At 54.4% G+C, this 26,627-nt stretch carries 24 protein-coding genes, 1 pseudogene and 1 other annotated feature; of the genes and pseudogenes, 14 read left to right on the forward strand and 11 right to left on the reverse strand.

Annotation, left to right across the window (positions count from 1 at the left end):
- Window positions 1–47: 47 nt before the first annotated feature.
- The gene (gene topA, locus EBA31_RS14035) at window positions 48–2,645 is read right to left on the reverse strand and encodes a type I DNA topoisomerase (protein WP_020827133.1); all 2,598 of its coding nucleotides are present in this window, start codon (window positions 2,643–2,645) and stop codon (window positions 48–50) included.
- A 426-nt stretch (window positions 2,646–3,071) separates the two neighbouring features.
- On the opposite strand from topA, the gene EBA31_RS14040 reads away from it, so the two are divergent.
- Window positions 3,072–3,323: a YciN family protein gene (locus EBA31_RS14040; RefSeq protein ID WP_122079498.1), complete on the forward strand. Its 252-nt coding sequence runs from the start codon at window positions 3,072–3,074 to the stop codon at window positions 3,321–3,323.
- Window positions 3,324–3,369: 46 nt separating this feature from the next.
- Here the strand turns inward: EBA31_RS14040 and sohB are convergent, their stop codons facing one another.
- The gene (sohB, locus tag EBA31_RS14045) at window positions 3,370–4,416 is read right to left on the reverse strand and encodes a protease SohB (RefSeq protein ID WP_020827135.1); all 1,047 of its coding nucleotides are present in this window, start codon (window positions 4,414–4,416) and stop codon (window positions 3,370–3,372) included.
- A 358-nt stretch (window positions 4,417–4,774) separates the two neighbouring features.
- Here sohB and EBA31_RS14050 point away from each other — a divergent pair, with 358 nt between their 5' ends.
- Window positions 4,775–5,536 (forward strand): YciK family oxidoreductase, encoded by a 762-nt coding sequence (locus EBA31_RS14050; RefSeq protein WP_020827136.1) that lies wholly within the window; start codon window positions 4,775–4,777, stop codon window positions 5,534–5,536.
- 13 nt (window positions 5,537–5,549) lie between these two features.
- Window positions 5,550–6,140, forward strand: coding sequence for a cob(I)yrinic acid a,c-diamide adenosyltransferase (gene cobO, locus EBA31_RS14055; protein WP_122079499.1), 591 nt, complete (start codon window positions 5,550–5,552; stop codon window positions 6,138–6,140).
- Window positions 6,141–6,184: 44 nt separating this feature from the next.
- Here the strand turns inward: cobO and rluB are convergent, their stop codons facing one another.
- From rluB to EBA31_RS14080, 5 genes are all read right to left on the reverse strand, one after another.
- On the reverse strand, window positions 6,185–7,081 hold the full coding sequence (gene rluB, locus EBA31_RS14060) for a 23S rRNA pseudouridine(2605) synthase RluB (RefSeq protein ID WP_020827138.1): 897 nt from the start codon (window positions 7,079–7,081) through the stop codon (window positions 6,185–6,187).
- A 229-nt stretch (window positions 7,082–7,310) separates the two neighbouring features.
- On the reverse strand, window positions 7,311–8,108 hold the full coding sequence (locus EBA31_RS14065; RefSeq protein ID WP_122079500.1) for an alpha/beta fold hydrolase: 798 nt from the start codon (window positions 8,106–8,108) through the stop codon (window positions 7,311–7,313).
- Between the two features lie 147 nt (window positions 8,109–8,255).
- Complete coding sequence (locus tag EBA31_RS14070; protein WP_020827148.1) at window positions 8,256–8,615, reverse strand: Rap1a/Tai family immunity protein; 360 nt, start codon at window positions 8,613–8,615, stop codon at window positions 8,256–8,258.
- A 118-nt stretch (window positions 8,616–8,733) separates the two neighbouring features.
- Window positions 8,734–9,354, reverse strand: a complete 621-nt coding sequence (locus tag EBA31_RS14075) for an L-threonylcarbamoyladenylate synthase (protein ID WP_020827149.1) — start codon at window positions 9,352–9,354, stop codon at window positions 8,734–8,736.
- A 48-nt stretch (window positions 9,355–9,402) separates the two neighbouring features.
- Window positions 9,403–10,290 (reverse strand): PHP domain-containing protein, encoded by an 888-nt coding sequence (locus tag EBA31_RS14080; RefSeq protein WP_046373391.1) that lies wholly within the window; start codon window positions 10,288–10,290, stop codon window positions 9,403–9,405.
- A gap of 243 nt (window positions 10,291–10,533) precedes the next feature.
- Window positions 10,534–10,637, forward strand: a sequence feature (Trp leader region).
- A gap of 27 nt (window positions 10,638–10,664) precedes the next feature.
- Here EBA31_RS14080 and EBA31_RS14085 point away from each other — a divergent pair.
- The 6 genes and pseudogenes from EBA31_RS14085 to EBA31_RS14115 all read left to right on the forward strand — a co-directional run bounded on the left by EBA31_RS14085 (window position 10,665) and on the right by EBA31_RS14115 (window position 17,747).
- Window positions 10,665–12,224 carry an anthranilate synthase component 1 gene (locus EBA31_RS14085; RefSeq protein WP_122079501.1) on the forward strand — a complete coding sequence of 520 codons (1,560 nt, stop codon included), beginning with the start codon at window positions 10,665–10,667 and terminating at the stop codon, window positions 12,222–12,224.
- Window positions 12,224–13,819, forward strand: a pseudogene (gene trpD / locus EBA31_RS27090) (bifunctional anthranilate synthase glutamate amidotransferase component TrpG/anthranilate phosphoribosyltransferase TrpD). The gene EBA31_RS14085 and the pseudogene trpD overlap by 1 nt, the downstream one beginning before the upstream one ends.
- A gap of 3 nt (window positions 13,820–13,822) precedes the next feature.
- Entirely contained in the window at window positions 13,823–15,184 is a 1,362-nt protein-coding gene (trpCF, locus tag EBA31_RS14100; protein WP_172958990.1) for a bifunctional indole-3-glycerol-phosphate synthase TrpC/phosphoribosylanthranilate isomerase TrpF, read from the forward strand.
- A gap of 31 nt (window positions 15,185–15,215) precedes the next feature.
- Window positions 15,216–16,406, forward strand: coding sequence for a tryptophan synthase subunit beta (gene trpB, locus EBA31_RS14105; RefSeq protein ID WP_122079502.1), 1,191 nt, complete (start codon window positions 15,216–15,218; stop codon window positions 16,404–16,406).
- Window positions 16,406–17,212 carry a tryptophan synthase subunit alpha gene (gene trpA / locus EBA31_RS14110; RefSeq protein ID WP_122079503.1) on the forward strand — a complete coding sequence of 269 codons (807 nt, stop codon included), beginning with the start codon at window positions 16,406–16,408 and terminating at the stop codon, window positions 17,210–17,212. The genes trpB and trpA overlap by 1 nt, the downstream gene beginning before the upstream one ends.
- Window positions 17,213–17,432: 220 nt before the next feature.
- Complete coding sequence (locus tag EBA31_RS14115; RefSeq protein WP_122079504.1) at window positions 17,433–17,747, forward strand: BON domain-containing protein; 315 nt, start codon at window positions 17,433–17,435, stop codon at window positions 17,745–17,747.
- 44 nt (window positions 17,748–17,791) lie between these two features.
- On the opposite strand, the gene ompW is transcribed toward EBA31_RS14115, so the two are convergent.
- The gene (ompW, locus tag EBA31_RS14120; RefSeq protein WP_116690351.1) at window positions 17,792–18,436 is read right to left on the reverse strand and encodes an outer membrane protein OmpW; all 645 of its coding nucleotides are present in this window, start codon (window positions 18,434–18,436) and stop codon (window positions 17,792–17,794) included.
- Window positions 18,437–18,719: 283 nt separating this feature from the next.
- Here ompW and EBA31_RS14125 point away from each other — a divergent pair, with 283 nt between their 5' ends.
- Both EBA31_RS14125 and EBA31_RS14130 read left to right on the forward strand, forming a co-directional pair.
- Entirely contained in the window at window positions 18,720–19,160 is a 441-nt protein-coding gene (locus EBA31_RS14125; RefSeq protein ID WP_020827159.1) for a YkgJ family cysteine cluster protein, read from the forward strand.
- Window positions 19,161–19,199: 39 nt separating this feature from the next.
- Window positions 19,200–19,952: a YciC family protein gene (locus EBA31_RS14130; protein WP_044551674.1), complete on the forward strand. Its 753-nt coding sequence runs from the start codon at window positions 19,200–19,202 to the stop codon at window positions 19,950–19,952.
- A 47-nt stretch (window positions 19,953–19,999) separates the two neighbouring features.
- On the opposite strand, the gene EBA31_RS14135 is transcribed toward EBA31_RS14130, so the two are convergent.
- Complete coding sequence (locus tag EBA31_RS14135) at window positions 20,000–21,703, reverse strand: SulP family inorganic anion transporter (protein ID WP_122079505.1); 1,704 nt, start codon at window positions 21,701–21,703, stop codon at window positions 20,000–20,002.
- Between the two features lie 234 nt (window positions 21,704–21,937).
- Between EBA31_RS14135 and EBA31_RS14140 the strand changes: the two genes are divergently transcribed.
- The 3 genes from EBA31_RS14140 (at window position 21,938) to EBA31_RS14150 (ending at window position 24,254) form a co-directional block, all read left to right on the forward strand.
- The gene (locus tag EBA31_RS14140) at window positions 21,938–22,477 is read left to right on the forward strand and encodes a septation protein A (RefSeq protein ID WP_020827162.1); all 540 of its coding nucleotides are present in this window, start codon (window positions 21,938–21,940) and stop codon (window positions 22,475–22,477) included.
- A gap of 75 nt (window positions 22,478–22,552) precedes the next feature.
- Entirely contained in the window at window positions 22,553–22,981 is a 429-nt protein-coding gene (yciA, locus tag EBA31_RS14145; RefSeq protein ID WP_020827163.1) for an acyl-CoA thioester hydrolase YciA, read from the forward strand.
- 247 nt (window positions 22,982–23,228) lie between these two features.
- Window positions 23,229–24,254 (forward strand): LacI family DNA-binding transcriptional regulator, encoded by a 1,026-nt coding sequence (locus EBA31_RS14150; RefSeq protein WP_122079506.1) that lies wholly within the window; start codon window positions 23,229–23,231, stop codon window positions 24,252–24,254.
- Window positions 24,255–24,264: 10 nt separating this feature from the next.
- Here the strand turns inward: EBA31_RS14150 and EBA31_RS14155 are convergent, their stop codons facing one another.
- Both EBA31_RS14155 and tsgA read right to left on the reverse strand, forming a co-directional pair.
- Complete coding sequence (locus tag EBA31_RS14155; protein ID WP_122079507.1) at window positions 24,265–25,233, reverse strand: nucleoside hydrolase; 969 nt, start codon at window positions 25,231–25,233, stop codon at window positions 24,265–24,267.
- The gene (gene tsgA / locus EBA31_RS14160; protein ID WP_122079508.1) at window positions 25,230–26,441 is read right to left on the reverse strand and encodes an MFS transporter TsgA; all 1,212 of its coding nucleotides are present in this window, start codon (window positions 26,439–26,441) and stop codon (window positions 25,230–25,232) included. Before tsgA ends, EBA31_RS14155 begins: the two co-directional genes overlap by 4 nt.
- Window positions 26,442–26,627 lie beyond the last annotated feature (186 nt).

Genomic DNA, 26,627 nt, shown 5'->3' on the forward strand with positions numbered 1-26,627 from the left:
ACCAGCCACGGGGGCTGGTTTTTTCATGTTGCATTCAGGCTGTAAATTTACTTTTTGCCTTCAACCCACTTGCCATCGATGTAGAAAGCGGACCATCCGGTGGCTTTGCCGTCTTTCTCCGAAGAGACATACTGCTGTTTGGTTTTACGGCTGAAACGCACCATGGTTTTGTTGCCTTCCGCATCCGTTACCGGCGCATCTGCCAGATAACGCAGTTTTTCAGGCAGGCGATCCTTGAAGCGAGCCAGTTCTTCCACCAATGGCGCACGGGTTTCGCGCGATTTAGGGAAGGTATTGGCCGCCAGGAACACCCCGGCTGCGCCGTCACGCAGAACAAAGTAAGCATCCGACTTTTCGCACGGCAGTTCCGGCAATGGAACCGGATCTTCCTTCGGTGGTGCAACATCACCGTTACGCAGGATCTTGCGGGTGTTTTTGCAGTTCTCGTTGGTGCATCCCATGTACTTGCCGAAGCGCCCCATTTTCAGGTGCATTTCGGAACCACATTTATCGCACTCCACTACCGGGCCGTCATAGCCTTTCAGGCGGAATTCGCCCTCTTCGATCTCGTAGCCGTCACACGCCGGGTTATTACCGCACACGTGCAGCTTGCGCTGGTTATCGATCAGGTAGCTGTCCATCGCCGTGCCGCATTTCTGGCAACGACGGCGGGCACGCAATGCGTTGGTTTCCGCATCATCCCCTTCGAGAACGTTCAGCACTTCCGTTTCCGGCACCAGGTTAATGGTGGTTTTGCAGCGTTCTTTCGGCGTCAGCGCATAGCCGGAACAGCCCAGGAACACGCCGGTGCTGGCGGTACGAATGCCCATCTTGCGACCGCAGGTCGGGCAGTCAATGCTGGTCATCACCATCTGATTCGGGCGCATACCGCCTTCTTCAGGATCTTTTTCCGCCGTTTCCAGCTGTTCGCTGAATTCGGCAAAGAATTCATCCAGCACCGCTTTCCACTCGGCGTGGTTGTTCGCTACCTGGTCCAGACCATCTTCCATGCGGGCGGTGAAGTCATAGTTCATCAGCTCGCGGAAGTTTTCTTCCAGACGGTCAGTAACGATCTCGCCCATTTTTTCGGCGTAGAAACGGCGGCTTTCAACCCGCACATAGCCACGATCCTGAATGGTTGAGATAATCGAAGCGTAGGTAGATGGGCGGCCGATACCGCGTTTTTCCAGCTCTTTTACCAACGAGGCTTCACTGTAACGTGCAGGTGGTTTGGTAAAGTGCTGGCTTGGGATCAGCTTTTGCAGTTCCAGCTCGCTGCCCACTTCTACATACGGCAAGGTGCGGTCTTCATCGCCCTTGCGCAGCGCAGGCATCACTTTGGTCCAGCCATCGAAACGCAGCGTACGGCCTTTGGCGCGCAACAGGTAATCAGCGGCTTTAACCGACAGCGTGGTGGAGTCGTACTGCGCCGGGGTCATCTGGCAGGCGACAAACTGGCGCCAAATCAGCTGATACAGTTTTTGCGCATCCGCTTCCATGTCTTTCAACTGTTCGGCCAGCACGTTCACATCCGAAGGACGGATAGCTTCATGCGCTTCCTGCGAGTTTTCTTTGCTGCTGTACTGGTTCGGCGCTTTCGGCAGGTACTTGTCACCGAAGTTTTCGCCGATGTAACCACGCACCATGTTGAGCGCATCCTGGCTCAGGTTGGTGGAGTCGGTACGCATATAGGTAATGTGACCGGCTTCATACAGACGCTGGGCCATCATCATAGTTTTCTTCACGCCAAAGCTCAGACGGGTACTGGCTGCCTGCTGCAACGTGGAAGTAATGTAAGGCGCACCCGGCTTGCTGCTGGTCGGTTTGTCTTCGCGATCCAGTACCGTATAGCGGGCTTTTTCCAGCAGTTTAAGCGCGGCGTGAGTCTGCTCGCGGTTAACCGGCTTGAAAGGTTTGTCGTGGGCATGCGTAACTTCCATTTGCAGCGCGGTATCGCCCTTCGCTAACAAATCGGCGTGCAATTCCCAATATTCTTCCGGCACGAAGGCTTTGATATCGCGTTCACGCTCTACCACCAGCCGTACCGCAACGGATTGCACACGCCCAGCCGACAGGCCACGGGCAATTTTCTTCCACAGCAGTGGCGAAACCATGTAACCCACAACGCGGTCCATAAAACGACGCGCCTGCTGTGCGTTAACACGATCGATATTCAGCTCACCCGGCTGTTTGAACGCATTTTGGATCGCGTTCTTGGTAATTTCGTTAAACACCACGCGGCTAAAGCGTTTGTCGTCACCCCCGATCACTTCCCGCAGGTGCCAGGCAATGGCTTCCCCTTCGCGGTCAAGGTCGGTTGCGAGATAAATGTGGTCAGCGTTTTCCGCTAACGACTTTAACTCGGCGACAACTTTTTCTTTACCCGGCAGAATTTCATATTGCGCTTCCCAGCCATGGTAAGGATCGACGCCCATCCGATTTACCAGCGCCGTCTTCTCATCTTTTTTAACTTTCTTCTTGGCTTTGTTTTCGGTTGAGTCAGCGCTCTTTTTGCTGGCTGAGCCACTGGTCGGCAAATCACGGATATGACCGACGCTGGACTTCACCACGTAGTCATTACCTAAGTATTTATTAATAGTTTTGGCTTTTGCCGGGGACTCAACTATTACGAGAGCTTTACCCATATTTACCTTTACCTAATTTTATTTCTTCTAAAAAGAAGTCTTTTATCTCGCCGTGCCGCAGCGATTCATATCTCTTTTTTATATTGCGGCAGTCTGGCAAGAGATCAACATGTTTTTTTCTGTTGGCTGCTTAACTGCTCAACCTGAACGCAAGTTGTTGATCCTGCCTGCTATTCACCCATGCCCCAGAAGTATGGCTGTGTGAGACTCATTTATGGCGTAAACAAAACCTTCCACCCGACGCCGCAAAATCCCACACTGTACCTGATAAAAAGCGTCACGCAACCTAATTAGCACGGAAAGGCAGATTTCGCCAATCGGCAGATACCGCTAGCCATCCAGACGGCAAATAAACCTTAGTCTGTTTGCGGATAAATGCGAACTGACGTTAGAATATGAGCAGAATTTATGTTTGGAGTGTAATAAATGCGCGCTAATACCTTACCCATTGCTCGTGAAACCTTACTGCAAGAAGCAAATAACCTGATTCGCCAGCACGATGATTATCTGCATGGCATGATTGCTACCGATGTTGAACAAAAAGGCAGCGTTTTAGTTTTTCGCGGAGAATTCTTTTTAGATCCTGATGGATTGCCAACGGCAAAAACTACCGCAGTATTTAATATGTTTAAACACCTGGCTCACGTGTTTTCTGAGAAATATCATTTGGTCGATTAAGCATAAAAAAAGGGGGGTTCAGCCCCCTGCTATTTAATCGCTACGCTTAAAGCAGCGGTTTTTCCCCGCGCTGCCACCAACGTAACAGCAGACGATCGACACTTTCGGCCGCGCTGCCGGTAAAACGATCCATCAGGCGTTTACGACGTGCATAGCGCACCCCCACCACCTCGTGATTTTCCATTTCAGCAATCAGCAGATCGTCACTGGTGCCAATTGCATCAACCAACCCTTTTTCTTTCGCCTGGGTCCCGAACCAGTGTTCACCGGTCGCCACGCTGTCGATATCCAGCGATGGGCGCTGCTGATGCACAAACTCTTTAAACAGTTCGTGGGTTTCATTCAGATCTTCACGGAACTTCTCACGCCCCTGCTCGGTGTTTTCACCAAACAGCGTCAATGTGCGTTTGAACTCGCCGGCGGTGTGCAACTCCACATCAATATCATTCTTTTTCAGCAAGCGGTGGAAGTTCGGGATTTGCGCCACGACGCCGATCGAACCAATGATGGCAAAGGGCGCGGCCACAATGCGATCCGCCACGCAGGCCATCATGTAACCGCCGCTGGCGGCGACTTTGTCTACCGCGACCGTCAGGCGAATGCCGCCGGCACGCAAACGGGCCAACTGCGATGAAGCCAGCCCGTAGCCATGAACCACCCCGCCCGGGCTTTCCAACCGCAGCAGAACTTCATCTTGCGGCGTCGCCACGGCCAGCACCGCGGAGACTTCCTCGCGCAGTGAAGTCACTTCATGGGCATCCATACTGCCTTTGAAATCCAGCACGTAAAGACAAGGTTTGGTGGCTTCCACCGCCCCGGCTTTGGCACGCTGCTTCTTCAGTTTATCGTCGGCTTTGGTCTGCTTTTTAAACTGCTTGCTCCAGGCCTTTTGTTCCGCTTCGCCCATCCGCGCCAAACGCATATCGCGCTGCATGTCCCGGTATTGTTCTCCGAGGTCGGTAAGCTGCAGTTCCCCTTTGTGTCGGGCTTTGCGTTGCCCAAGGCTGACCGCCAGCAACGCCAGCGCGGCGATGGCAATCACAACCGTCGCGACTTTGGCCAGAAACAGGCCGTAAACAGATATAAACTCCACAGATTCCGCCTTTATTAACAGGTTGTTAGTACTATCTCATTCATTCTAGCCAACCGAAGCGGTGGCTGTCGCGACTAAATAAAAATTCCTTGTGCGGCCTCTTTACTATGTGGGCGGGTTTTGGCTTAACCAAGCCGGCCCCCTGCCATTTTTGTTACAAAAGAATGCCGTTTCTGCCGCCTAATCATTGAAAATACGATCCATTTAAGGCATATAACACGGATTATTCATCAAGATGATGATCCAAATTCGCTGCGGGGCCTGCATGCGGTCGAGCCTTTGCTCCTGTTATGGCCCCTCAATCCACCCCCTCCCCGATGCAAGCGGGAGACCAGCCACCAAGGCGCGAGGAATTATTGTGCATTACCAACCCAAGCAGGATCTGTTGCAACAACGTATTATTCTGGTCACCGGCGCCGGTGACGGCATCGGCCGCGAAGCCGCACTCACCTATGCCAAATTTGGCGCACAATTAGTGCTGTTGGGCCGCACCGAAAGCAAACTAAAGGCGGTACAGGCCGAAATCGCCAAACTCAGTGACGCCCCCACTTACACCATCACGCTGGACCTGCTGCATACTACGCAAGAGCAGTGCCAACAGGTGGCGAATGAGCTGGCAACCCGCGTCCCGCGTCTCGACGGCGTGTTGCACAATGCCGGCCTGCTGGGTGACATCGCCCCGATGGCCGAGCTATCAATGACGATGTGGAACGAGGTGATGCAAGTGAACGTCAATGCGACCTTTATGCTCACCCAGGCGCTGCTGCCTCTGCTGTTGAAATCCCCCGCCGGATCGCTGGTGTTTACCAGTTCCAGCGTTGGCCGCACCGGGCGTGCCAACTGGGGCGCCTACGCCGTGTCAAAATTCGCCACCGAAGGCATGATGCAGGTGCTGGCCGATGAATACAAAAATCGCAATCTGCGGGTAAATTGCATCAATCCGGGCGGAACTCGCACCCAAATGCGCGCATCTGCGTTTCCTGACGAAGACAAAAGCAAGCTGAAAACCCCGGCGGACATCATGCCGCTTTACCTCTATTTGATGGGGGATGACAGCCGCCGTAAAACCGGTATGAGTTTCGACGCTCAACCTAACCGTAAACCCGGCGCGGCCGAATAAAAGGGGCTTTATCATGGCTGAAGATCGCCACCAACAACGTCAACAACGCCTTAAAGAGCAGGTGGATGCGCGCATTGCTGCTGCTCAGGAAGCGCGGGGGCTGCTGCTGGTATTCACCGGCAACGGTAAAGGTAAAACCACTGCGGCGTTTGGCACCGTGACCCGGGCCGTTGGCCACGGGATGAAAGCTGGCATCATTCAGTTCATCAAGGGTGAATGGCCGAACGGTGAGAAAAATCTGCTGCAACAGCACGGCGTCGAGTTTCAGGTGATGGCGACCGGCTTTACCTGGGAAACACAGGATAAGGCCAGCGATACCGCCGCCTGTCAGGCCGTATGGCAACACGGCAAACGTATGCTGGCAGACAGCAGCCTGGATCTGGTGCTGCTGGACGAACTGACCTATATGGTCAGCTACGGCTACCTTGAACTGGATGAGCTACTGGAAGCGCTACGACAACGTCCTGCGCACCAGACGGTGATCATCACCGGGCGTGGCTGCCATCGTGATTTGTTGGAGCTGGCGGATACGGTGACCGAGATGCGGCCGGTGAAACACGCGTTTGACGCGGGTATCAAGGCACAACAGGGGATTGACTGGTAACGAAAAGAAAAACGCCGCAGCCCGAATGGGCTACGGCGTGATAATCAGCTGCGTTTGCTTGGTTTGCCCGGCTTGCTGCCCGCAGCACTGCGGCGACCGCTTCCAGCCACCTGGGTGTGACGCTTAACGGCACGACGGATCTGGTTAGCCTTCACACGGCGACGCTCGCGCTCAACAGGCATCTTGCTGACGGTTTCAGGCTTGAGGTCAACCAGTTCGCGCAGGTAGTTGATCGCCGGCAATTCCAGTTCGGTCCAACCGCCACGAGGAATGCCTTTTGGCAGGTCGATATCGCCGTAACGCACACGGATCAGGCGGCTAACCTGGACGCCAACGGCTTCCCACAGACGACGAACCTCGCGGTTACGCCCTTCGGTCAGGGTTACGTTGTACCACTGGTTTATGCCTTCGCCACCCTGGAAAGTGATGGTGCGGAAAGCCGCCGGGCCATCTTCCAGTTGAACGCCTTTGCTCAGTTGCTTCACTTTTTCGTCGTCAATCTGGCCAAATACGCGCACGGCATATTCACGCTCAACTTCACGGCTTGGGTGCATCAGGCGGTTAGCCAGTTCACCGTCGGTGGTGAACAACAGCAGGCCTGAGGTGTTGACGTCCAGGCGCCCTACCGCTACCCAGCGCGAACCACGCAGCTTGGGCAAGCGATCGAAGACCGTCGGGCGACCTTCTGGGTCGCTGCGAGTACACAATTCGCCTTCCGGCTTGTAATAAGCCAGCACGCGGCAAACCGCTTCTTCAGATTCTTTAACCGAAACGACGTGACCATCCAGACGGATTTTCATTGAAGGGGTTACTTCAACGCGATCACCCAGTTTGGCAATTTTACCGTCGACGCTGACGCGCCCGGCCTCAATAATGGTTTCGATTTCACGACGCGAGCCATGACCGGCGCGCGCTAAAACTTTCTGTAACTTTTCGCTCATTGAGCAACCTCTAGTGTCGCCTTCACAGGCGTCGGGGGGATGACCACCGCGGCGCCAGGCGCCACAACGGTAACAATACGTTTACTTGGATCGAACCGCGCATTATACAGGCTTTCAATAGGGTTGAAACCCACTTTGTTGTCTGGTCGATTATCGAAAGCTATCGATTGCGTGAGAACTCGCTGAAAAGCGGGTCTGCCCCCGCTTTATAACCTACTCGGAAAAGGGATTAATCATCGAGGAAATCGGCTACCGCCCGATACACTGCCGCTGGCTGCTCAAGAATACCAAGGTGAGTACGGGCATTCTCCAGCCGCACGACCGAGAAAAATGGATGGTTGGCGGCAAAGCTCTGCTGTTGCCGCAAATAGTCTTCGCCACGATCCAGTGAGTAAATATGCCGGCAAGCAGGCGGTGAGGTTAATTCCCCCAGCCGGTTTAGTGGCGAACCGTATTGCCAGTAGGCTTGCTCAATCGCCACGCCGGCGGCCTGCCAAACGCGATAATCCTCCTGCGCCATTTCAACGGTCAAATGCTGTTTTACCTGTGGGTGTTCAATACCGCCCTGCCAGAATGTGAATAAATCATCCCGCGCCGCCAGCCAGTGTTCAGGCCGCTGCATTTGCTGAACGGAATCGAAAAATGCAGGCTCAGGCTGGGTCATGATCCAATCGAGAAACACCATTCCCTGCATCTGCTGCGGCATGTTCTCGGCCAACGCCACCGCTATCCAACTGGCGTGCGCTACCGACAGCGTCACAAACCGCTCCACTTGCAACTCAAGCAGCAATTGCTGGAGATCTGCCAGCAGATCCTGTGCGCCAAGGGAGAGTCCGGCATCGCGATCAGACAGAGCGTGCCCCCGCCAGTCAAGGCTGATCACCCGATACTTTTGCGACGCCAGTGCGGTAAAGGGGGCAAATACGGTTTTTGGTTCACACCAACCGGGCAGCAGGACCAACGTCAGCGGGCCTGAACCGGAATCATGATAATCGAGAGAAAGGGTGCCATGGCGAAACGCTGTCATTTTGTCTCCTAAACGTCATATCCCCCACGATAAGGGGATTTGTGCATTAGCAGTAAAATGACAGCCTTCGTCAGTTTCATCTATTGGAATAGATGCTAAATAAGGGGCTTCGCACCTAATGAAAAAATACGCACTAAATAAACGCGATTAATGCCGTTCACAGGGATAAGCGGCGGTTAATGCCAGCATAATCACCGAAGGCGCGGAATAGTGAAGCTGTTCCGGGTGTTCATTTAAATACTGCATCACCGCGTCCGCCGCCATCCCCACGCTCATCCCGGCATCCGGACAAATGCTACGATTGCCCTGCATTGAGAAGGTATCGAATACGCCGGCCACATAGCCCATAAACATCCCGCCATCGAGCGCTTCGGCGACGGTAGCCGCTCCGTTCTTATTTTTCACATAGCCGCTGGTTTCCGACAGCAAGGCGCTGCCGGAATAAAACCCCGCGCTGGCCGCAGAGGAAAACAATATGGCCACCAAAAGAGAAATCCGCTTAATCATTGCTACGCATCCTGCCTATTATCAGTTTTTGATATTGTAGAATAGCGGCTTTACCGGCAAATGACGCCGTTACCGCCACTTTTCAGAAAATGAGCAAAAGCGGCAGCGTAATTATGCATCAACGGAAAGGCGTTGCGTCGCCTGCCCCTTCACGCACCACTTCCGGCGCGGACTCGGTCAGATCAATCACCGTGGTCGGTTGCTGGCCCAGGAAGCCGCCGTGGATCACCAGATCCACCTGCTTGCCCAGATGATCGTTGATCTCTTCCGGATCGGATTCGGCAAAATCATTGCCTGGCAGCATCAACGTGGTCGACATCATCGGCTCATTCAGCACTTCCAGCAACGCCAACGCAATCGGGTTAGACGGCACGCGCAGACCGATGGTTTTACGCTTGTCGTTCATCAGGCGACGCGGGACTTCTTTGGTCGCTTTCAAAATGAACGTGTAGTTGCCGGGGGTGTTGTTCTTGATCAGTCGAAACGCGGTATTGTCGACATAAGCGTAAGTAGACAGCTCGGACAGATCGCGGCACATCAAGGTAAAATTATGATTGCTGTCCAATTGACGGATACGGCAGATGCGTTCCATGGCCGTCTTGTCTTCCAGCTTGCAACCCAACGCGTAGCCGGAATCGGTAGGATAGACGATCACCCCACCTTTACGCAGCACATCCACCGCCTGGTTGATCAGGCGCGGTTGTGGGTTATCTGGATGGATATAAAAAAGCTGACTCATGACTTGCTCCTAAAAATGATGCACGCGGGCGGCATCGCCCACGTTAAATCAACTGACCTTGCCCTGCTGCGGTTGTGGCCAGTCACGCCATACGGGTTCAACCCCGCCGGGTAACCACAGTTTGCGGCCCAGTTCGATCCACGAGCAGGGCTGATGAAAGTCAGAGCCCTGCGACGCCAATAATTGATATTCCTGCGCATACTTTGCCAGTTGCGAACGCTCATGCGGTGCCTGCTGACACTGGGCAACCTCCATGGCATCCCCCCCTTGTTCGGCAAAGTGCGCCAACAACCGTTTCAGCCATTTGGCCGTCAGGTCGTAACGGCCCGGATGCGCTATCACCGCCTGACCGCCGGATTGATGAATCACATCAATGGCTTGTTTTATTGTACACCACTGTGGCGGAACGTAGCCGGTTTTGCCTTTGGCCAGGTATTTCTTGAACACCTGAGCCATATTGTCTGCGATGCCAATCTGCACCAGATAACGGGCGAAGTGACCACGCGTCACCGCCCCACCGTCCGCCAACTTTTGCGCGCCTTCAAATGCACCGTCAATACGTGCTTTCGCCAGCCGGACGCCAATTTCCTGTGCGCGCAGGTTGCGGCGCTCAGTCTGCTCGGCCAACAATTGCACCATCGCCGGATGTGCAGTTTCAATCCCCAGACCCACGATATGAATCTCATGATTTTCCCACAGCGTGGAGATTTCCACCCCGTTCACCAACTGCAGCGGTAACGACAGCTCGGCAATGGTTGCGGCTGCGGCGGCTAAACCTTCGGTGGTGTCGTGGTCGGTAATCGCCAATACGCCTACCCGCATCTCGACGGCCCGTTGCACCAACTGCGCCGGCGTCAAATAGCCGTCAGAGGCGGTGGTATGGCTGTGGAGATCGTACAGGGTAAAGGCGGAAGGCTGGGGGCTGCTGTCTGTCAAAAGAAATATCCGTCAAAGGTTTGGCCTTCTATCATACCCGCGTTCGCCCGCAGGACGGAAATCTATTCTGGCCGACGGCCTGTTCCTCTCGATGAAAATTATTCACGCTTGCGGCTAAAACATTGTGTGAAAAGAGGGTTGACTTTATTCTCGCGAACCAGTTAACTAGTACACAAGTTCAGGGCGATACCCTGGTTGGATGATAAACAAGAGAGCACAGAAATGAATAAGCAAACTTCTCTTCTTCGTTGGTGGCGTACCTCCCTTTCGCGGGCGGTGTAATCACGCATACCTGTCATCTGACACTGCAGATTCCCTAAGCCCGCTGGTAACGCGGGCTTTTTTATGGACAAATTTTAACTGGAAGACCCAAGATGAACATCAAACCACAGCTTAAATTACTGAAGGCGGAGGCCAGTTACCGGGGCGATCCGACCACTATTTTCCACCAGTTGTGTGGCGCGCGTCCGGCGACCCTGCTGTTGGAATCCGCTGAAATCAACAGCAAACAAAACCTGCAAAGCCTGCTGGTGATCGACAGTGCCCTGCGTATCACCGCACTGGGTCGTATCGTCACCCTGCAGGCGCTGACCGCCAACGGTGCGGCAATGCTGCCGCTACTGGATGAGGCGCTGCCGCCTGAAGTACAGATTCAGGTGCGCCCTAACGGCCGGGAACTGACTTTCCCGCCGATTGACGCTATCCAGGATGAAGACGCTCGCCTGCGGTCGCTGTCGGTATTTGACGCGCTGCGCACCCTGCTAACATTGGTGGATTCTCCCGCCGACGAACGTGAAGCCGTCATGCTTGGTGGCCTGTTTGCTTACGATTTGGTCGCTGGCTTCGAAGACCTGCCGGCACTGCGTCAGGATCAGAGCTGCCCGGACTTCTGCTTCTATTTGGCGGAAACCCTGTTGGTGCTGGATCACCAACGCGGCGTCGCCCGTCTGCAGGCCAGCGTATTCACGGCCGACCCGACCGAGGAGCAACGCCTGCAACTGCGCCTGGAACAGCTGCAGGTTCAATTGAAACAGACGCCGCAGCCCATTCCTCACCAGAAGCTGGAAAACATGCAGCTGAGCTGCAACCAGACCGATGAAGAATACGGTGCCGTGGTCAGCGAGCTGCAACAGGCCATTCGTCAGGGTGAAATTTTCCAGGTGGTGCCGTCGCGTCGTTTCTCGCTACCCTGCCCGGCCCCGCTGGCCGCGTATCAGACGCTGAAAGACAACAACCCAAGCCCCTATATGTTCTTTATGCAGGATGACGAGTTCACCCTGTTCGGCGCGTCGCCGGAAAGTGCCTTGAAATACGACGCCAACAACCGCCAGATTGAAATCTACCCGATTGCCGGTACCCGCCCACGCGGTCGTCGTGCCGACGGTTCACTGGACCTGGATCTGGACAGCCGTATCGAGCTAGAAATGCGTACTGACCATAAAGAGCTGGCCGAGCACCTGATGCTGGTCGATCTGGCGCGAAACGATCTGGCGCGCATCTGCCAGGCTGGCAGCCGCTACGTGGCCGATCTGACCAAAGTGGACCGCTACTCTTTCGTAATGCACCTGGTTTCCCGAGTGATCGGCACCTTGCGCGCCGACCTTGACGTGCTGCACGCCTATCAGGCCTGTATGAACATGGGCACGCTGAGCGGTGCACCTAAAGTGCGCGCCATGCAGCTGATCGCCGCTTCCGAAGGCACCCGTCGTGGCAGCTACGGCGGCGCAGTGGGTTACTTCACCGCCACCGGTGATTTGGATACCTGTATTGTCATCCGTTCCGCGTATGTTGAAGACGGCATTGCCACCGTGCAAGCCGGTGCCGGCGTAGTGCTGGATTCTGTACCACAGGCGGAAGCCGATGAAACCCGTAATAAGGCACGTGCCGTGCTGCGCGCCATTGCCAGTGCGCACCAGGCCAAGGAGGTGTTCTGATGGCCGATATCTTACTGCTCGATAACGTTGATTCCTTTACCTACAACCTGGTCGATCAGCTGCGCGCCAGCGGCCATCAGGTGGTGATCTATCGCAACCAAATTTCTGCCGAGGTGATTATCGAGCGCCTGCAGCAACTGACCCAGCCGGTGCTGATGCTGTCTCCTGGCCCGGGCACACCGGCCGAAGCCGGCTGCATGCCGGAGCTGTTGCAGCGCCTGCGCGGCCAGTTACCCATTATCGGCATCTGTCTCGGCCATCAGGCAATCGTCGAAGCCTATGGCGGACACGTCGGCCAGGCCGGGGAAATCCTGCATGGCAAGGCGTCGGCCATCAGCCACGATGGCGAAGGGATGTTTGCCGGTATGGTGAACCCACTGCCGGTGGCCCGTTATCATTCCCTGGTTGGCAGCAATATCCCGGCCGAACTCACCGTTAACGCCCACTTCGGCGACATGGTGATGGCAGTTCGTCATGACAAGCATCGCGTATGCGGTTTCCAGTTCCATCCGGAATCTATCCTGACCACTCACGGCGCGCGTTTGCTTGAGCAAACTCTGGCCTGGGCGCTGGCGAAATAACGAGAGGAAACGACGATGCAAACTATTCTTGAAAAACTGTACCGCTCAGAGTCGATGAACCAGCAGGAAAGCCAACAGTTGTTCAGCGCCATTGTTCGCGGTGAGCTGGAGCCAAGCCAGTTGGCCGCGGCGCTAATCAGCATGAAAATTCGCGGCGAACGTCCGGAAGAGATCGCCGGCGCGGCTAAAGCGCTGCTGGCCGATGCCCTGCCGTTCCCGCGCCCGGACTACCCGTTTGCCGATATCGTCGGCACCGGCGGTGACGGCACCAACAGCATTAATATTTCCACCGCCAGCGCCTTTGTGGCGGCCGCGTGCGGCGCCAAAGTGGCAAAACACGGTAACCGCAGCGTTTCCAGTCGGTCAGGATCATCCGATCTGCTGGCGGCGTTCGGCATTCGTCTGGATCTGCCGGCGGAACAGGCGCGCCAAGCGCTGGATGACCTGGGCGTATGCTTCCTGTTCGCGCCGCAGTATCACACCGGTTTCCGCCATGCGATGCCGGTACGTCAGCAGTTGAAAACCCGTACGGTATTCAACGTACTCGGCCCGCTAATCAACCCGGCGCGTCCGCCACTGGCGCTGATCGGCGTTTATAGCCCGGAATTGGTGCTGCCGATTGCCGAAACCCTGCGCGTGCTGGGTTACCAACGAGCCGCTGTTGTGCACGGCGGTGGCATGGATGAAGTGGCGATCCACACCGCGACCCACGTGGCCGAGCTGAACAACGGCGAAATTGAAAGCTATCAGCTGACGCCAGAATCCTTCGGGCTGCAACGCTACCCGCTGGAGGCCCTGCTGGGCGGTTCGCCGGAAGAAAACCGTGACATTCTGGCAAGGTTGTTACAAGGTAAAGGTGACCCGGCGCACGCCGCTGCGGTGGCCGCTAACGTGGCGCTGCTGCTGAAGTTATTCGGGCATGAAGACCTGCGCCAAAACGCGCAGCAGGCACTGGACATGATTCACAGCGGGAAAGCTTACGAGCGCGTAACCGCACTGGCAGCAAGAGGATAAATGATGCAGGAAACCGTGCTCAACAAGATTGTTCGTGATAAAGCGCAATGGGTCGCAGCACGACAGCAACAACAGCCACTGGCCAGTTTTCAAAATGAAATCGTCCCCAGCGAGCGTGGCTTTTATCACGCGCTGCAGGGTGCCAGAACGGCGTTTATTCTTGAATGTAAAAAGGCATCCCCTTCCAAAGGGCTAATCCGCGAGAATTTCGATCCCGTGGAAATTGCTTCGGTCTACAAAGATTTCGCCTCGGCGATCTCGGTGTTGACCGATGAAAAATACTTCCAGGGCAGCTTCGACTTCCTGCCGCTGGTCAGCAAGACGGTGACACAGCCGGTGCTGTGCAAAGACTTTATTATCGACCCGTATCAGATCTATCTGGCGCGCTTCTATCAGGCCGACGCCATTCTGCTGATGCTGTCCGTGCTGAACGACGATCAGTACCGTCAATTGGCTGCGGTAGCGCACAGCCTGAACATGGGCGTGCTGACCGAAGTGATCAGCGAAGAAGAGCTGCAACGGGCCATTGCTTTGGAAGCGCGCGTGGTCGGTATCAATAACCGCGATCTGCGCGACCTGAGTATCGATCTGGATCGCACTCGCCAGTTGGCGCCTCGCGTCCCACACGGGGTGACGGTGATCAGCGAGTCCGGCATCAACAATTACGGTCAGATCCGCGAACTGAGCCACTTTGCCAACGGTTTCCTGATTGGCAGCGCATTAATGTCGGAAACCGATCTCCGTGCCGCCGTACGCCGGGTGATCCTGGGCGACAACAAAGTCTGCGGGCTGACCCGTCCGCAGGATGCCAGCGCGGCCTATCAGGCAGGTGCGGTGTATGGCGGACTGATTTTCGTCGGGCGTTCACCGCGCTATGTTGATATCAACCGCGCCCGTGAAGTTATCTCGGGTGCCCCCCTGAAATATGTCGGCGTATTCTGCGACGCGCAGGTAGAGACCCTGGTTAAAACCGTCGAACGCCTGGGGCTGAAAGCGGTGCAACTGCACGGCTCGGAAGATCAGGCCTATATCAGCGCCCTGCGCGCCGAACTGCCTGCCGAGTGCCAGATTTGGAAAGCCTTGAGCGTAAAAGACCATTTACCGCAGCGCGATTTGCAGCACGTTGATCGTTATCTGCTGGATAACGGCGCGGGTGGCACCGGGCAGCGTTTCGACTGGTCGGTACTGCACGGCGAAAACCTGGAAAACGTGATGCTGGCCGGTGGCCTGAGCGCAGACAACTGCGTTGACGCAGCCAAACTCGGCTGTGCCGGGTTGGACTTTAACTCCGGCGTAGAGAGCCAGCCCGGCATTAAGGATCCTGCCCGCCTGGCGGCGGTGTTCCAGACCCTGCGCGCTTACTAATTATGATTAACGGATAATAACGGGAACTAAAATGACGCTGCTTAACCCCTACTTCGGCGAATTTGGTGGCCAATATGTGCCGCAGATTCTGATGCCGGCCTTAAAACAACTGGAAGAAGCCTTTGTCAGCGCCCAGCGCGATCCAGAATTCCAGGCTGAATTTATCGACCTGTTGAAAAACTACGCCGGTCGCCCGACGGCTTTGACACTGTGCAAAAACCTCACTGCCGGTACCAAAACCAAGTTGTATCTGAAGCGTGAAGATCTGCTGCACGGTGGCGCGCACAAAACTAACCAGGTATTGGGTCAGGCGCTGTTGGCCAAGCGCATGGGCAAAACCGAAATCATCGCCGAGACCGGTGCCGGTCAACACGGCGTTGCCTCCGCACTGGCCTGTGCCCTGCTCGGCCTGAAGTGCCGCATTTATATGGGCGCCAAAGATATCGAGCGCCAGTCACCCAACGTCTTCCGCATGCGCCTGATGGGAGCGGAAGTGATCCCGGTGCACAGCGGTTCCTCCACGCTGAAAGATGCCTGTAACGAAGCGCTGCGCGACTGGTCTGGCAGCTACAAAACCGCCCACTATATGCTGGGTACCGCTGCAGGTCCGCACCCGTATCCGACGATTGTGCGTGAATTCCAGCGCATGATCGGCGAAGAAACCAAAGCACAAATGCTGGAACGTGAAGGCCGCTTGCCGGATGCCGTACTGGCCTGCGTTGGCGGTGGCTCGAACGCCATCGGTATGTTTGCCGACTTTATCGACGATTCCAGCGTTGGGTTGATCGGCGTTGAACCTGCAGGTTTAGGGATTGAAACCGGCCAGCACGGCGCACCGCTCAAACACGGCCACGTGGGCATCTATTTCGGCATGAAGGCGCCGATGATGCAGACTTCCGAAGGCCAGATCGAGGAGTCCTACTCGATTTCCGCCGGCTTGGACTTCCCTTCAGTCGGGCCGCAACACGCCTATCTGAACAGCATCGGTCGGGCTGAATACGTGTCTATTACCGATGACGAAGCGCTGGACGCTTTCAAAGCGCTGTCGCGTAGCGAAGGGATTATCCCGGCGCTGGAGTCTTCCCATGCTCTGGCGCACGCGCTGAAAATGATCCGTGAAACGCCGCAAAAAGAACAGATTCTGGTGGTTAACCTGTCCGGCCGCGGCGACAAAGACATATTTACCGTTCACGACATTCTGAAAGCTCGGGGAGAAATCTGATGGAACGTTATCAACAACTGTTCAACCGCCTGGCAGATAAGAAAGAAGGCGCGTTCGTCCCGTTCGTTACCCTCGGCGATCCGAACCCGGCGCTTTCGTTGCAGATCGTCGATACCCTGGTTGAAGCCGGTGCCGACGCGCTGGAACTGGGCATTCCGTTCTCCGATCCGCTGGCCGATGGCCCTACGATTCAAAGTGCTGCGCTGCGCGCCTTCGCCTCAGGCGTGACGCCAACCCAGTGCTTCGAAATGCTGGCGGCGATCCGCCAGAAACACCCGAACATTCCTATCGGCCTGCTGATGTACGCCAACCTGGTATTCCATAAAGGCATCGATGCGTTTTACCAACGCTGTGCCGAAGTCGGCGTTGATTCGGTGCTGATTGCCGACGTGCCGTATGAAGAATCTGCGCCCTTCCGTGCTGCGGCAACGCGCCATGGCATTGCACCTATCTTTATCTGCCCACCCAATGCAGACGACGATTTACTGCGTGAAATATCCTCACACGGCCGCGGCTACACCTACCTGTTGTCCCGTGCGGGCGTCACCGGCACCGAAAGTCGCGCTGAATTGCCACTTCATCACCTGGTGAATAAATTGCGCGAATACCATGCGGCACCGCCGCTGCAAGGGTTTGGCATTTCCGAACCGGCACAGGTTCGCGATGCGCTGCAGGCCGGTGCTGCCGGGGCGATATCCGGTTCGGCTATCGTTAAAATTATCGAGCAGAATCAAGCTAATCCGACAGAAATGCTGTCGAAACTGGCGAATTTTACGCGTGAAATGAAAGCGGCTGCCCGGGCATAAGGCTTCAACGGTGGGCGCAGCAGATTGCGCCCGCCGATAACATCTTGTTTACCCTCAAAGTTGTGCAATTTTTTTTACATCTAAAGTTTGAACAAACCCAATTCTTGTCTCACACTTAGCGTTGCGCGTCGGGCATTTCTTTATTTTTTAGGGGTGCACTACGTCTTCAGGTGAAAACCCGAATGTAGTTTCAACAATAACATTGCATGGAGAGTAATTTATGAAGCTATTTAAAACCCTTTCGGTCTTGTGCATGGCTGCCGTTGTGGCATTCGCAGTGAGTGCCTGCGCGCCAACAGCGAAATCTGAAGGGACTGGCGGTTATATTGATGACACGGGAGTGACGACCAAGGTGAAGTCAGCGCTGCTGGCGGATAAAACCATCAAATCTACCGAAATCAGCGTCGAGACCTTTAAAGGTCGTGTGCAATTGAGCGGCTTTGTCACTTCGAGCGCCGATGCCAACCGTGCAGTGCAGGTAACTCGTGGCGTAGCGGGTGTGAAATCCGTCGAGAACGTCATGCAGATCAAGTAAAAATAAAACGGAGGCGCTGTATGCGCCTCCCTGTTTCACCGCTATCAGAAACGATAACCTGCCCCGAACATAAATACCCACGGATCCAAACGCGTATCTATGCTGTGATGATTACCGGCCGCATCGTCAAAGCGTGTTTTGGTTTCGATGTTCATCCACCAGACTGACATGTTCAGCATCCAGTGCTCATCCAGGTTGTAATCCAGGCCCGCCTGCGCGGCCACACCCCAGGAGTCTTTCAAACTCAGGTTGCTCAACCCGGCATCTTTGCCGTTGTCGTTGAATTTTTCATCGAAGAAGGTGGTGTAGTTCACGCCCACGCCCAGATACGGACGCAGTTTGTCCTGCTTGTCGCCAAAGTAATACTGCGCCATCAGGCTCGGCGGCAAGTCGTGCACCGTAGCGATATCACCGTTCACGGCTTGACCATTCAAGCCCACCTTGTGGCGAAACGGCGTTGCAGCCAGCAGTTCGACACCAATATTGTCCGTAACCATATAGCCGAAGGTCAGGCCAAGCTGGGTGTTATTATTGGCGCTGAATGAGCCCTGCCCAAGTACATCATCCGATCCGGCATTTGGTCGTACGGTCGCAGAACCTGCACGGAAAAGAAAATCGCCTGCCTGATGCGCACTTGCCAACATAGGGGCCATCATCGCCGCCAATACCACCAGAGTTGTCTTTTTCATTATCCATTCCATTTGTGTGGTTATCATCCAGGGGGAATATACCTACTTACGGGTATTTATGATCCCATCGAGATCACATCTTATGTGTAAAAATTTTAATTCCTACTAAAAACAAGGTTACCTAAGAGACTAATAAATCGAGAATTGATCTGAATCAAAAAACGCTTTTTGTTGCAAATTATTTACATGTTCAAATTTCAGTTGCTAAAAAAAACGCCGCTGCGTAATTTCATCTTCCGTGTTGGTTTTGGTTGGTGTCGTAAGGAGTCGGCGGGCAATCAAGATGAGCGAAATTCAAAATCCCTGTGTCAGTTGCGGCGCATGCTGCGGCTATTTTCGAGTGTCATTCTATTGGGCCGAAGCGGAAGATGGCGGCGGCGTGGTTCCTTTATCCCTAACAGAACCGTTAACCCCCTTCCTGCGCTGTATGCAGGGGACCAACAGCAAGTCCCCACGCTGCACCGCACTCGACGGCGAAATCGGCAAAGCGGTTTCCTGTTCTATTTATCTTAATCGCCCCAGCCCCTGCCGTGAGTTCGATCAGTCGGGAGAGAATGGCCTGCGTAACGAAGCGTGCGACCGCGCTCGCGAACGTTATGGCCTGCCGCCATTGCCGGTTCCGTTGCCACTTTCTTTACCGATCGCCAAGATCGACGAAGAAATAGCCGTAGTGCAATTCGCGGGGTGCCACAGCGACGTGGAACAGGGTACAATCGCCCACTGATTTTGATTTATCTCTGTTTCTCGATGCCAAGGAGTCTGCATGCCTATCACGGCCAACACGTTGTACCGTGACAGTTTTAATTTTTTCCGTAACCAACTGGCCAGTATTCTGATACTGGCGTTGTTGACCGCGTTCATCTCTGTGCTGCTCAATCAGGTTTTCAGCCCTGACATCGAGCAGTTGAAGATCCTGAGCGCAACGGAAGGTGACTTTGCTGCGTCCGCCGGTATGGGGATCCAGGAAATCATTCAACAAATGACGCCTGAGCAGCAGATGGTGTTATTGAAGGTCTCGGCCGCCGCCACTTTCTCTGCGTTAGTGGGTAACGTGCTGCTGGTAGGCGGGATGTTGACGCTGGTTCGCCTGGTTTCTCAGGGGCAACGCCTGAGCGCCCTGCGCGCTATCGGGGCTTCCGCGCCGGAACTGCCGCGTTTGCTGCTGCTGCTGTTTATTTGCACGCTGCTGATCCAACTGGGGCTGACGCTGTTTGTCGTGCCGGGTGTGATTATGGCGATCGCCTTCTCGCTGGCACCGGTGATCACCACCGCCGACAAGAAAGGCGTGTTCGCGTCGATCAAACTGAGCTGCAAACTGGCTTTCGCCAATGCGCGCGTGATTGTTCCGGCAATGATGCTGTGGCTGGCAGCCAAGCTGCTGGTGCTGTTTATGGTGAGCCACCTGTCGGTGCTGACCCCGAACGTCGCCAGCGTGGTGCTGACGGCTCTGAGCAACCTGGTTTCCGCCCTGTTGCTGATTTACCTGTTCCGCCTGTATATGCTGCTGCGCAGCTGATCTTGCGACAGGATGCAAAAAAGGCACGCTTCTGCGTGCCTTTTTGTTTATGGGGCCGCGGCTGGTTCCGCCTGCTCCTTGCTTTGAATCAGCTTCAGTGCCAGGTACAAATCCGGTACCAGTATTAATTCCCGATCGCGTCCTACCCGGTTGATGCGGAACCAGCGCGTCAATTCGGTGCGTCGCCCTGCCAACACCAATTTAACGTTACGCTGTAACAAATCACGTTTCAACTCATCAATTGCCGCCAGGACGCTGATATCGGCATGGGTAAAGCTGGCCACGGCGTCCACCACCACCCAGCGCGGTTGAAACGGCGTGCTATCCACCAGGTTCAGGATCCGTCGTTTGAAATACGCCACGTTGAAATAGGTCAACGGCGAGTTGAAGCGATACATCATCACTCCAGGCACCGGCTTAATGCCGTTATTGTTGCCCATCGAGTGGATCATGCCTTCGTCATTGACGCCCAACAGCTGCTCCGTCGGGCGGAATACCGTGCGCAAGAACTGCATCAACCCCAGTAATACCGCCAGGCCAATACCGCTGATTACCCCCACCAGCAGTACACAAAGGAAGGTAAACATCGCCAACCTGAAGGCCTGCGCATTTCGGCGCCGCATGATCCAGATACCGCGAATATCCAACAGCGACCAGGCGGCATACATCAGTACCACCCCCAGTCCTGCCACCGGAATAAACTGCAACGGAGCCATCAGAAACAGCAACACGAAGGCAATCACCCCTGCCGCAATGATCGACACCAGTTGGCTCTTGCCACCGTTGGCGTCATTGACAGCCGTGCGCGAATCCGCCCCGCTGATGGCGAAACCCTGCGATAACGCCGAGACGATGTTCACCAGCCCCAGTGCGCGAAACTCCGCGTCCGCATTGACCTCATAGCCGTTCTTGGCCGCAAAGCTGCGGGCGGTCAGCATCATGCTGACGAAGCTCACGACCGCCAGGTTAAGCGCCGGGATCACCATATCGCGCAGCAAGCCTGGCTGAAAATCCGGCCACTGCACGATCGGCAATACGTCGCTAAAACCGCCTACCGTCACTACGCCGTGCTGCTGCAGCCCACCGGCCCAGGTAACAAAGGCCGCCAAAACGATGGCAAACAGCGGCGCCGGCCAGTTAGGCCGCCATTTTTTGAACCCGATCAGCGTAACCAGGGTCAGCAGCGAAACCGCCATGGTCAATACATCGCTGTGCATCAGATTGCCCGGTAAAGCGTAGATTCGCTCGATCAACTGCGCCGGATGCATGCCGAAACCCAGTACCTTGCCAATCTGATCGACCATGATGGTAATAGCCACCCCGTTGAGCAGCCCGCTGAGTATCGGTCTGGAGAGCAAGTCAGCAAGCGCGCCCAGCTTGAAACGGCTGGCTAACAGACACCAGGCGCCCATCATCGCCGTCATCATGATGGTAAGCTGCCAGTGGCGTTCCATGTTGCCCGCCGCCAGCGGCGTCACCACGGCGGCAATGACCGCACAGGTTGCAGCATCCGGCCCGACAATGAGCTGGCGTGAGGAACCGAAGAAGGCATAGGCAACCATCGGCAAAATACAGGAATAAAGCCCCACCACCGGACTAACCCCGGCCAATTCGGCATAGGCAATTGCCACCGGCAAGGCAACGGCAGCCACGGAAAGGCCGGCACGAATGTCCGGTTTAAGCCAACTGCGTTGGTACCCTAATAAATGCGTCAAACCGGGCGTTAGCGCCTGGAGAGATTTCCACTGCATAACCTGTTTTCCGTTATAAATTATCCGGCTATTATTGGGCGTATCATGCGATGCCAATGCCGCGCTGGCAATCCACACGCCGCGAACTCGCGACTTCAATCGTAAGTTTATGCAAATTCCTGCTTTCACGGCGGAAATCCGCTGGCCAAACGCCGATAATCAGCGCTTCCCAGCGGTACACAGAACCCGCCAAATCCGGTATAGTCGGCCGATGAACAGATGATGGATTGATTTATGAAGCAGTTTCTTGATTTCCTCCCGCTAATTGTCTTTTTCGCCTTTTATAAGCTCTACGATATTTACGTGGCCTCTGGCGCGCTGATTGTCGCCACCGCCCTGGCACTGGTGTTCACCTGGTTCAAGTACCGCAAAATCGAGAAGATGACGCTGATCACCTTCCTGATGGTGCTGGTGTTCGGCACACTGACGTTGGTGTTCCATAACGATTTGTTTATCAAATGGAAAGTGACCATCATCTACACGCTGTTCGCGCTGGCGCTGCTGATCAGCCAACTGGTACTCAAGAAGCCATTGGTGCAGCGCATGCTGGGGAAAGAGCTGACGCTGCCGGATAAAGTCTGGAACAATCTCAATCTGGCCTGGGCGGTGTTCTTCCTGGTCTGCGGCCTGGCGAACATCTACGTCGCTTTCTGGCTGCCTCAAAGCGTTTGGGTCAATTTTAAGGTGTTCGGCCTGACCGCGCTGACGCTGGTATTTACCCTGCTAAGCGGTATTTATATTTATCGGCACATGCCGGAAGAACAGAAAAAATAGTTACAAAATTGTTAATGCCCGTAGCCTTTGCTACGGGCAGTATAGTGAAATCCCTTCTTTGATAAGCAGACAGCTATGACTCAACAACGACCTTTACCCAGTGGCGAAATGGTGCTGCGCACGCTGGCGATGCCGGCTGATACCAACGCCAACGGTGATATTTTTGGCGGCTGGCTGATGTCGCAGATGGACATCGGCGGCGCTATTCAGGCAAAAGAAATTGCCGAGGGACGCGTAGTAACAGTACGCGTCGATGGTATGACCTTCCTGAAACCTGTCGCCGTGGGTGATGTGGTATGTTGCTATGCGCACTGTATCCGTACCGGGCGCAGTTCTATCACCATCAATATCGAAGTGTGGGTCAAGAAAGTGTCCTCCGCCCCGATAGGCCAGCGTTATCGCGCAACCGAGGCAGTATTTACCTATGTCGCGGTGGACGATGAGGGCAATTCACGGGCCCTGCCCGACGGAAAAATGAATTTCCGTGTGGGTTTCGATGAATAACCCGTAGCGACAAAATTCGTTTTCAATCAGCCCGATGCACCCCATCGGGCTTTTTTATTGCTGCAGGTTAATCAACGCGTTTCAATAACGCCTTTTGGCGGTTAAAGGCCTGTATCTTGATTTTGCTTGTGTATAATCAACCGGGTACCCCACGACGTGGGACGCCAGAGTCGGCCTATCGCTATCTTGGTCAGTGCTCCGCCTATCAATTCATCTTGTGGCATAAAACTGAGGTTATAAGTAGAGAATGGCTACCCTTAAAGACGTTGCACGCCATGCCGGTGTCTCTGTAACAACCGTATCTAACTTTATTAATAATAAAAAAAAGCTAAAAGATGATACCCGGCAGAACATTCTGGAAGCCATTCAGGCTACCGGCTACCGACACAATGCCTTGGCCGCCTCACTCAAGAAAAACTCTGCCAGTTTAAAAAGCATTGGCATTATTTCGATCGTCGACCAAAACCCGTTTTTCTCCGAGCTGTTCTTCAAGCTGGAAAATGAATGCTTCAAGCAGGACTTTACCGTGATCTCCTGCTTCCGCCATGCCGATAAAGAGGATTTGCACACCTACATTAATTTAATGTCGGGCCGCGTGGACGGCATCATCCTCATATCGTTGAAGCGCGACAAAATTGATAACGTAATCAAACAGATCCATGCGGTGCCGGTGGTGGCTATCGCTTTCGATATCGGTGATGTGATGAGTTTGTGCGGGGGTACAGAGTTCAATTTACATAATGAGACTGGCGGCTATATAGCAGGACGGTTCTTGCTGTCCAAAGGGCACAAAAAAATTGCCTGTGTGACCGGGCCCAAAGCGTTAAAGACCACAACAAACCGTATCGCGGGTCTGAAAAAAGCACTGGGGGAATTTAACCTGCCTGAAGACGCCGTCGACTATATCGAAGGAAACTACACCTATCAGAGCGGCGTTGACGCCATGTATCAACTTTTTTCCTCCGCAGCGTTACCAACGGCCATTATCTGTCATAACGATTTAATGGCCATTGGCGTGCAGAATGCGGCGAATGAACTGGGCTTGAAGATCCCCAGGGAGATTTCAGTCATCGGTTACGATGATATAGAAATGTCCAAATTGTCTTTCCCGTCACTCTCCACGGTTAGAATTCCTTTGGACGACATTGCTTACCAAGCCCTGGAAGGCCTGACCATGAAAATGTCTCATCCAGGGAGTAAAGCCATAATATCAATAACACCTAGCCTGGTCGTCCGGGGATCGGTCAGTGAACCCGTCGATTTTGGAAAATGACGTTCAGAAACTAAACCGTCGCCTTCTCCACCATGGTCGCCATATAGAGATCAAGCACCCCCTGGTGATCAACCTGAACGCAAACACGTTGCTTCGGTTTCCTGCTCCAGTCATCAATCGGGTAACGTTTCCCCCCCTCTTTAAGCAAGGTATGCCCGATGGCCGGCCCTTCAGTAATCACCCGTATAGCGCCGACTTTGACGTCGAACAGCTCAGGGGCAATCGCATAGGCAATGGCCGAAGAGTCGTGCACATAAAACCCTTCCATACCCACTTCCCGTTGATGAAAGTCCGCATAAAAGCGCGTTATGCGATAAATGAACTCACCGTATCGGGCTGAATCCAGACGTAGTCGATCAATATATTCGCCGGTCATTACCGTTTGCTGAGTAACGTCCAGCCCAACGACAGTCACCGGCCAGTCAGTGGTCATCACCCTGTCGGCCGCATGCGGGTCGCCGATGATATTGGCTTCCGCGAAGGGAGTCACATTGCCCGTATGGCCGTTATAGCCAAATGCTCCGCCCATCACAATCACCTCTTTGACCAGGCCGGCAATGCTGGGATCCTTTTCAACCGCCAAAGCCAGATTGGTTAACCTGCCGACGGCGATTAAGGTAATCTCGCCCGGATGGGCTTTTACGCTATCGATAATGTAGTCATGAGCCGCTCGCTTATCGATGCCGTGATACTCCCCCGCAGGAATATCTATATCCCCCAATCCATTTAACCCATGGACAAAAGTGGTTGGCTCACCCGCCGCGACGACCAGCGGGGTATCTGCACCCATGGCAACATCCGCACTCAGACCAAACCGCTGCTTTAGATACAGCGCATTTCTGGTGGCATTCTCGATAGTCGCATTGCCAAAAACGGTGGTAATCCCCATCAGCTCTATCTCTGAACTGGCATGTGCCAGCAGCATCGCCATGCTGTCGTCAATACCGGGATCCGTATCAAAAATGACTTTTCTCTTCATGAATATATTTCCTTTGTGGATTTGGTGTTTTCAATCTTCTCAAGTATCAGACAGGCAACAATGGCGATACAGACGGCGGTAAAGCCCAGGACGGTCATGACCATCGCGCTGGCCACCCCGAACCGATCAACGATGGCGGCAGACAAAGCCGGAGAAATCGTGCTGCCCACGGTTCCGCACGTCAGTAAAAAGGTAACCAGCACGGCCGGAGAATTTTTCACCTGTTGAGAGCCAACGGAAATGCCTAATTTATAGACGCACGAGGTCAGAAAACCGAAGCCCAGGGTGAGAGTCAGGAATACCCTTGGGTTGTGAGTTATGCTCAAGTAAAAGGTCACCAGGATCGCAATGATAGAGACCGCCACTAACATGACCCGTGCGGGGATTTTATTCACCAGTATGGCTGCGGTGATTAAACCAAACACGGATGGCCCCCAATAGTTGCCCACTGCCGCCCCGGACTCCGCCGCGGACAAACCAAACGTCTGCTGCAAGTAACTGGGCGACCAGGTCAGGAAAGTACTCTGAGCAAACAGGTAAACACCGAGCGCAAACCCCATTAAAACCACTCTGGGGGTCATCACCTCTTTCCAGTTAAACCTGGCGCCTGGGGTGTTTGCTTTATCGGCTTCGGCCAAATCCCCTTTCGGATATTTCAATATAAAGGTGCTGATAAACACCAGCGCGGCAATCACGCCCGCCAGTCCGTAGGCGGTAGTCCATTGCATATTGGCCGCAATGATCATTGTCGCCATCGAGGGAAAGATAAAACCGGAAGCGCTAAAGGCACAATCAGTGGCGATAAAGGCGGAAGCACGTTTGTTTTCGTTGAAAACTTTGGAGATAAGCACTGCGCCGCCCGACAAACCGGTGCCGCAGCAGGTGCCCAAAACAAAAAGATAGAACGAAACAACGAACGGATTTCTGACATCCAGAAACACCAATGCGGCCAGAACAACCAGGAAAATGGCATAGGTGACGCGCAGGATGTGACGGATCTCAAATCGAGAATACACCGCCATCGAGATGAACGTTCCCAAAAGCGTGCCACCGGTCAGGTAAGAAAACATCGCCGCGGCGTCCGTGATGCCCATACCCAGATAAACAGACATCGGTTTAATAACAATGCCTATCTGAGTGAGGAGACCCGCCATCACCATATAGGTCATAAATGAGACAGACAGTAAGCTGGCTTGGTAAGAACTCATGGTTTTCCCCGAAAAGGTTTAACGTTACACCATTTCATTTTGTTTTATGTGTCGAGAAGTTGAAGTGATCGGGTTCACAATTAAGTTAAATGAGCGTTAATGTTGCGTGAAGTGAGAGAGCGATCGGCTTTTGTTCAATAAATCAGGTTGAGGTGCGTGTTTCACTGTCAGGCGCAGTGAGGCAGG

Origin of the sequence: Serratia sp. P2ACOL2, assembly GCF_003691565.1 — a bacterium.
Lineage (GTDB): Bacteria > Pseudomonadota > Gammaproteobacteria > Enterobacterales > Enterobacteriaceae > Serratia > Serratia liquefaciens.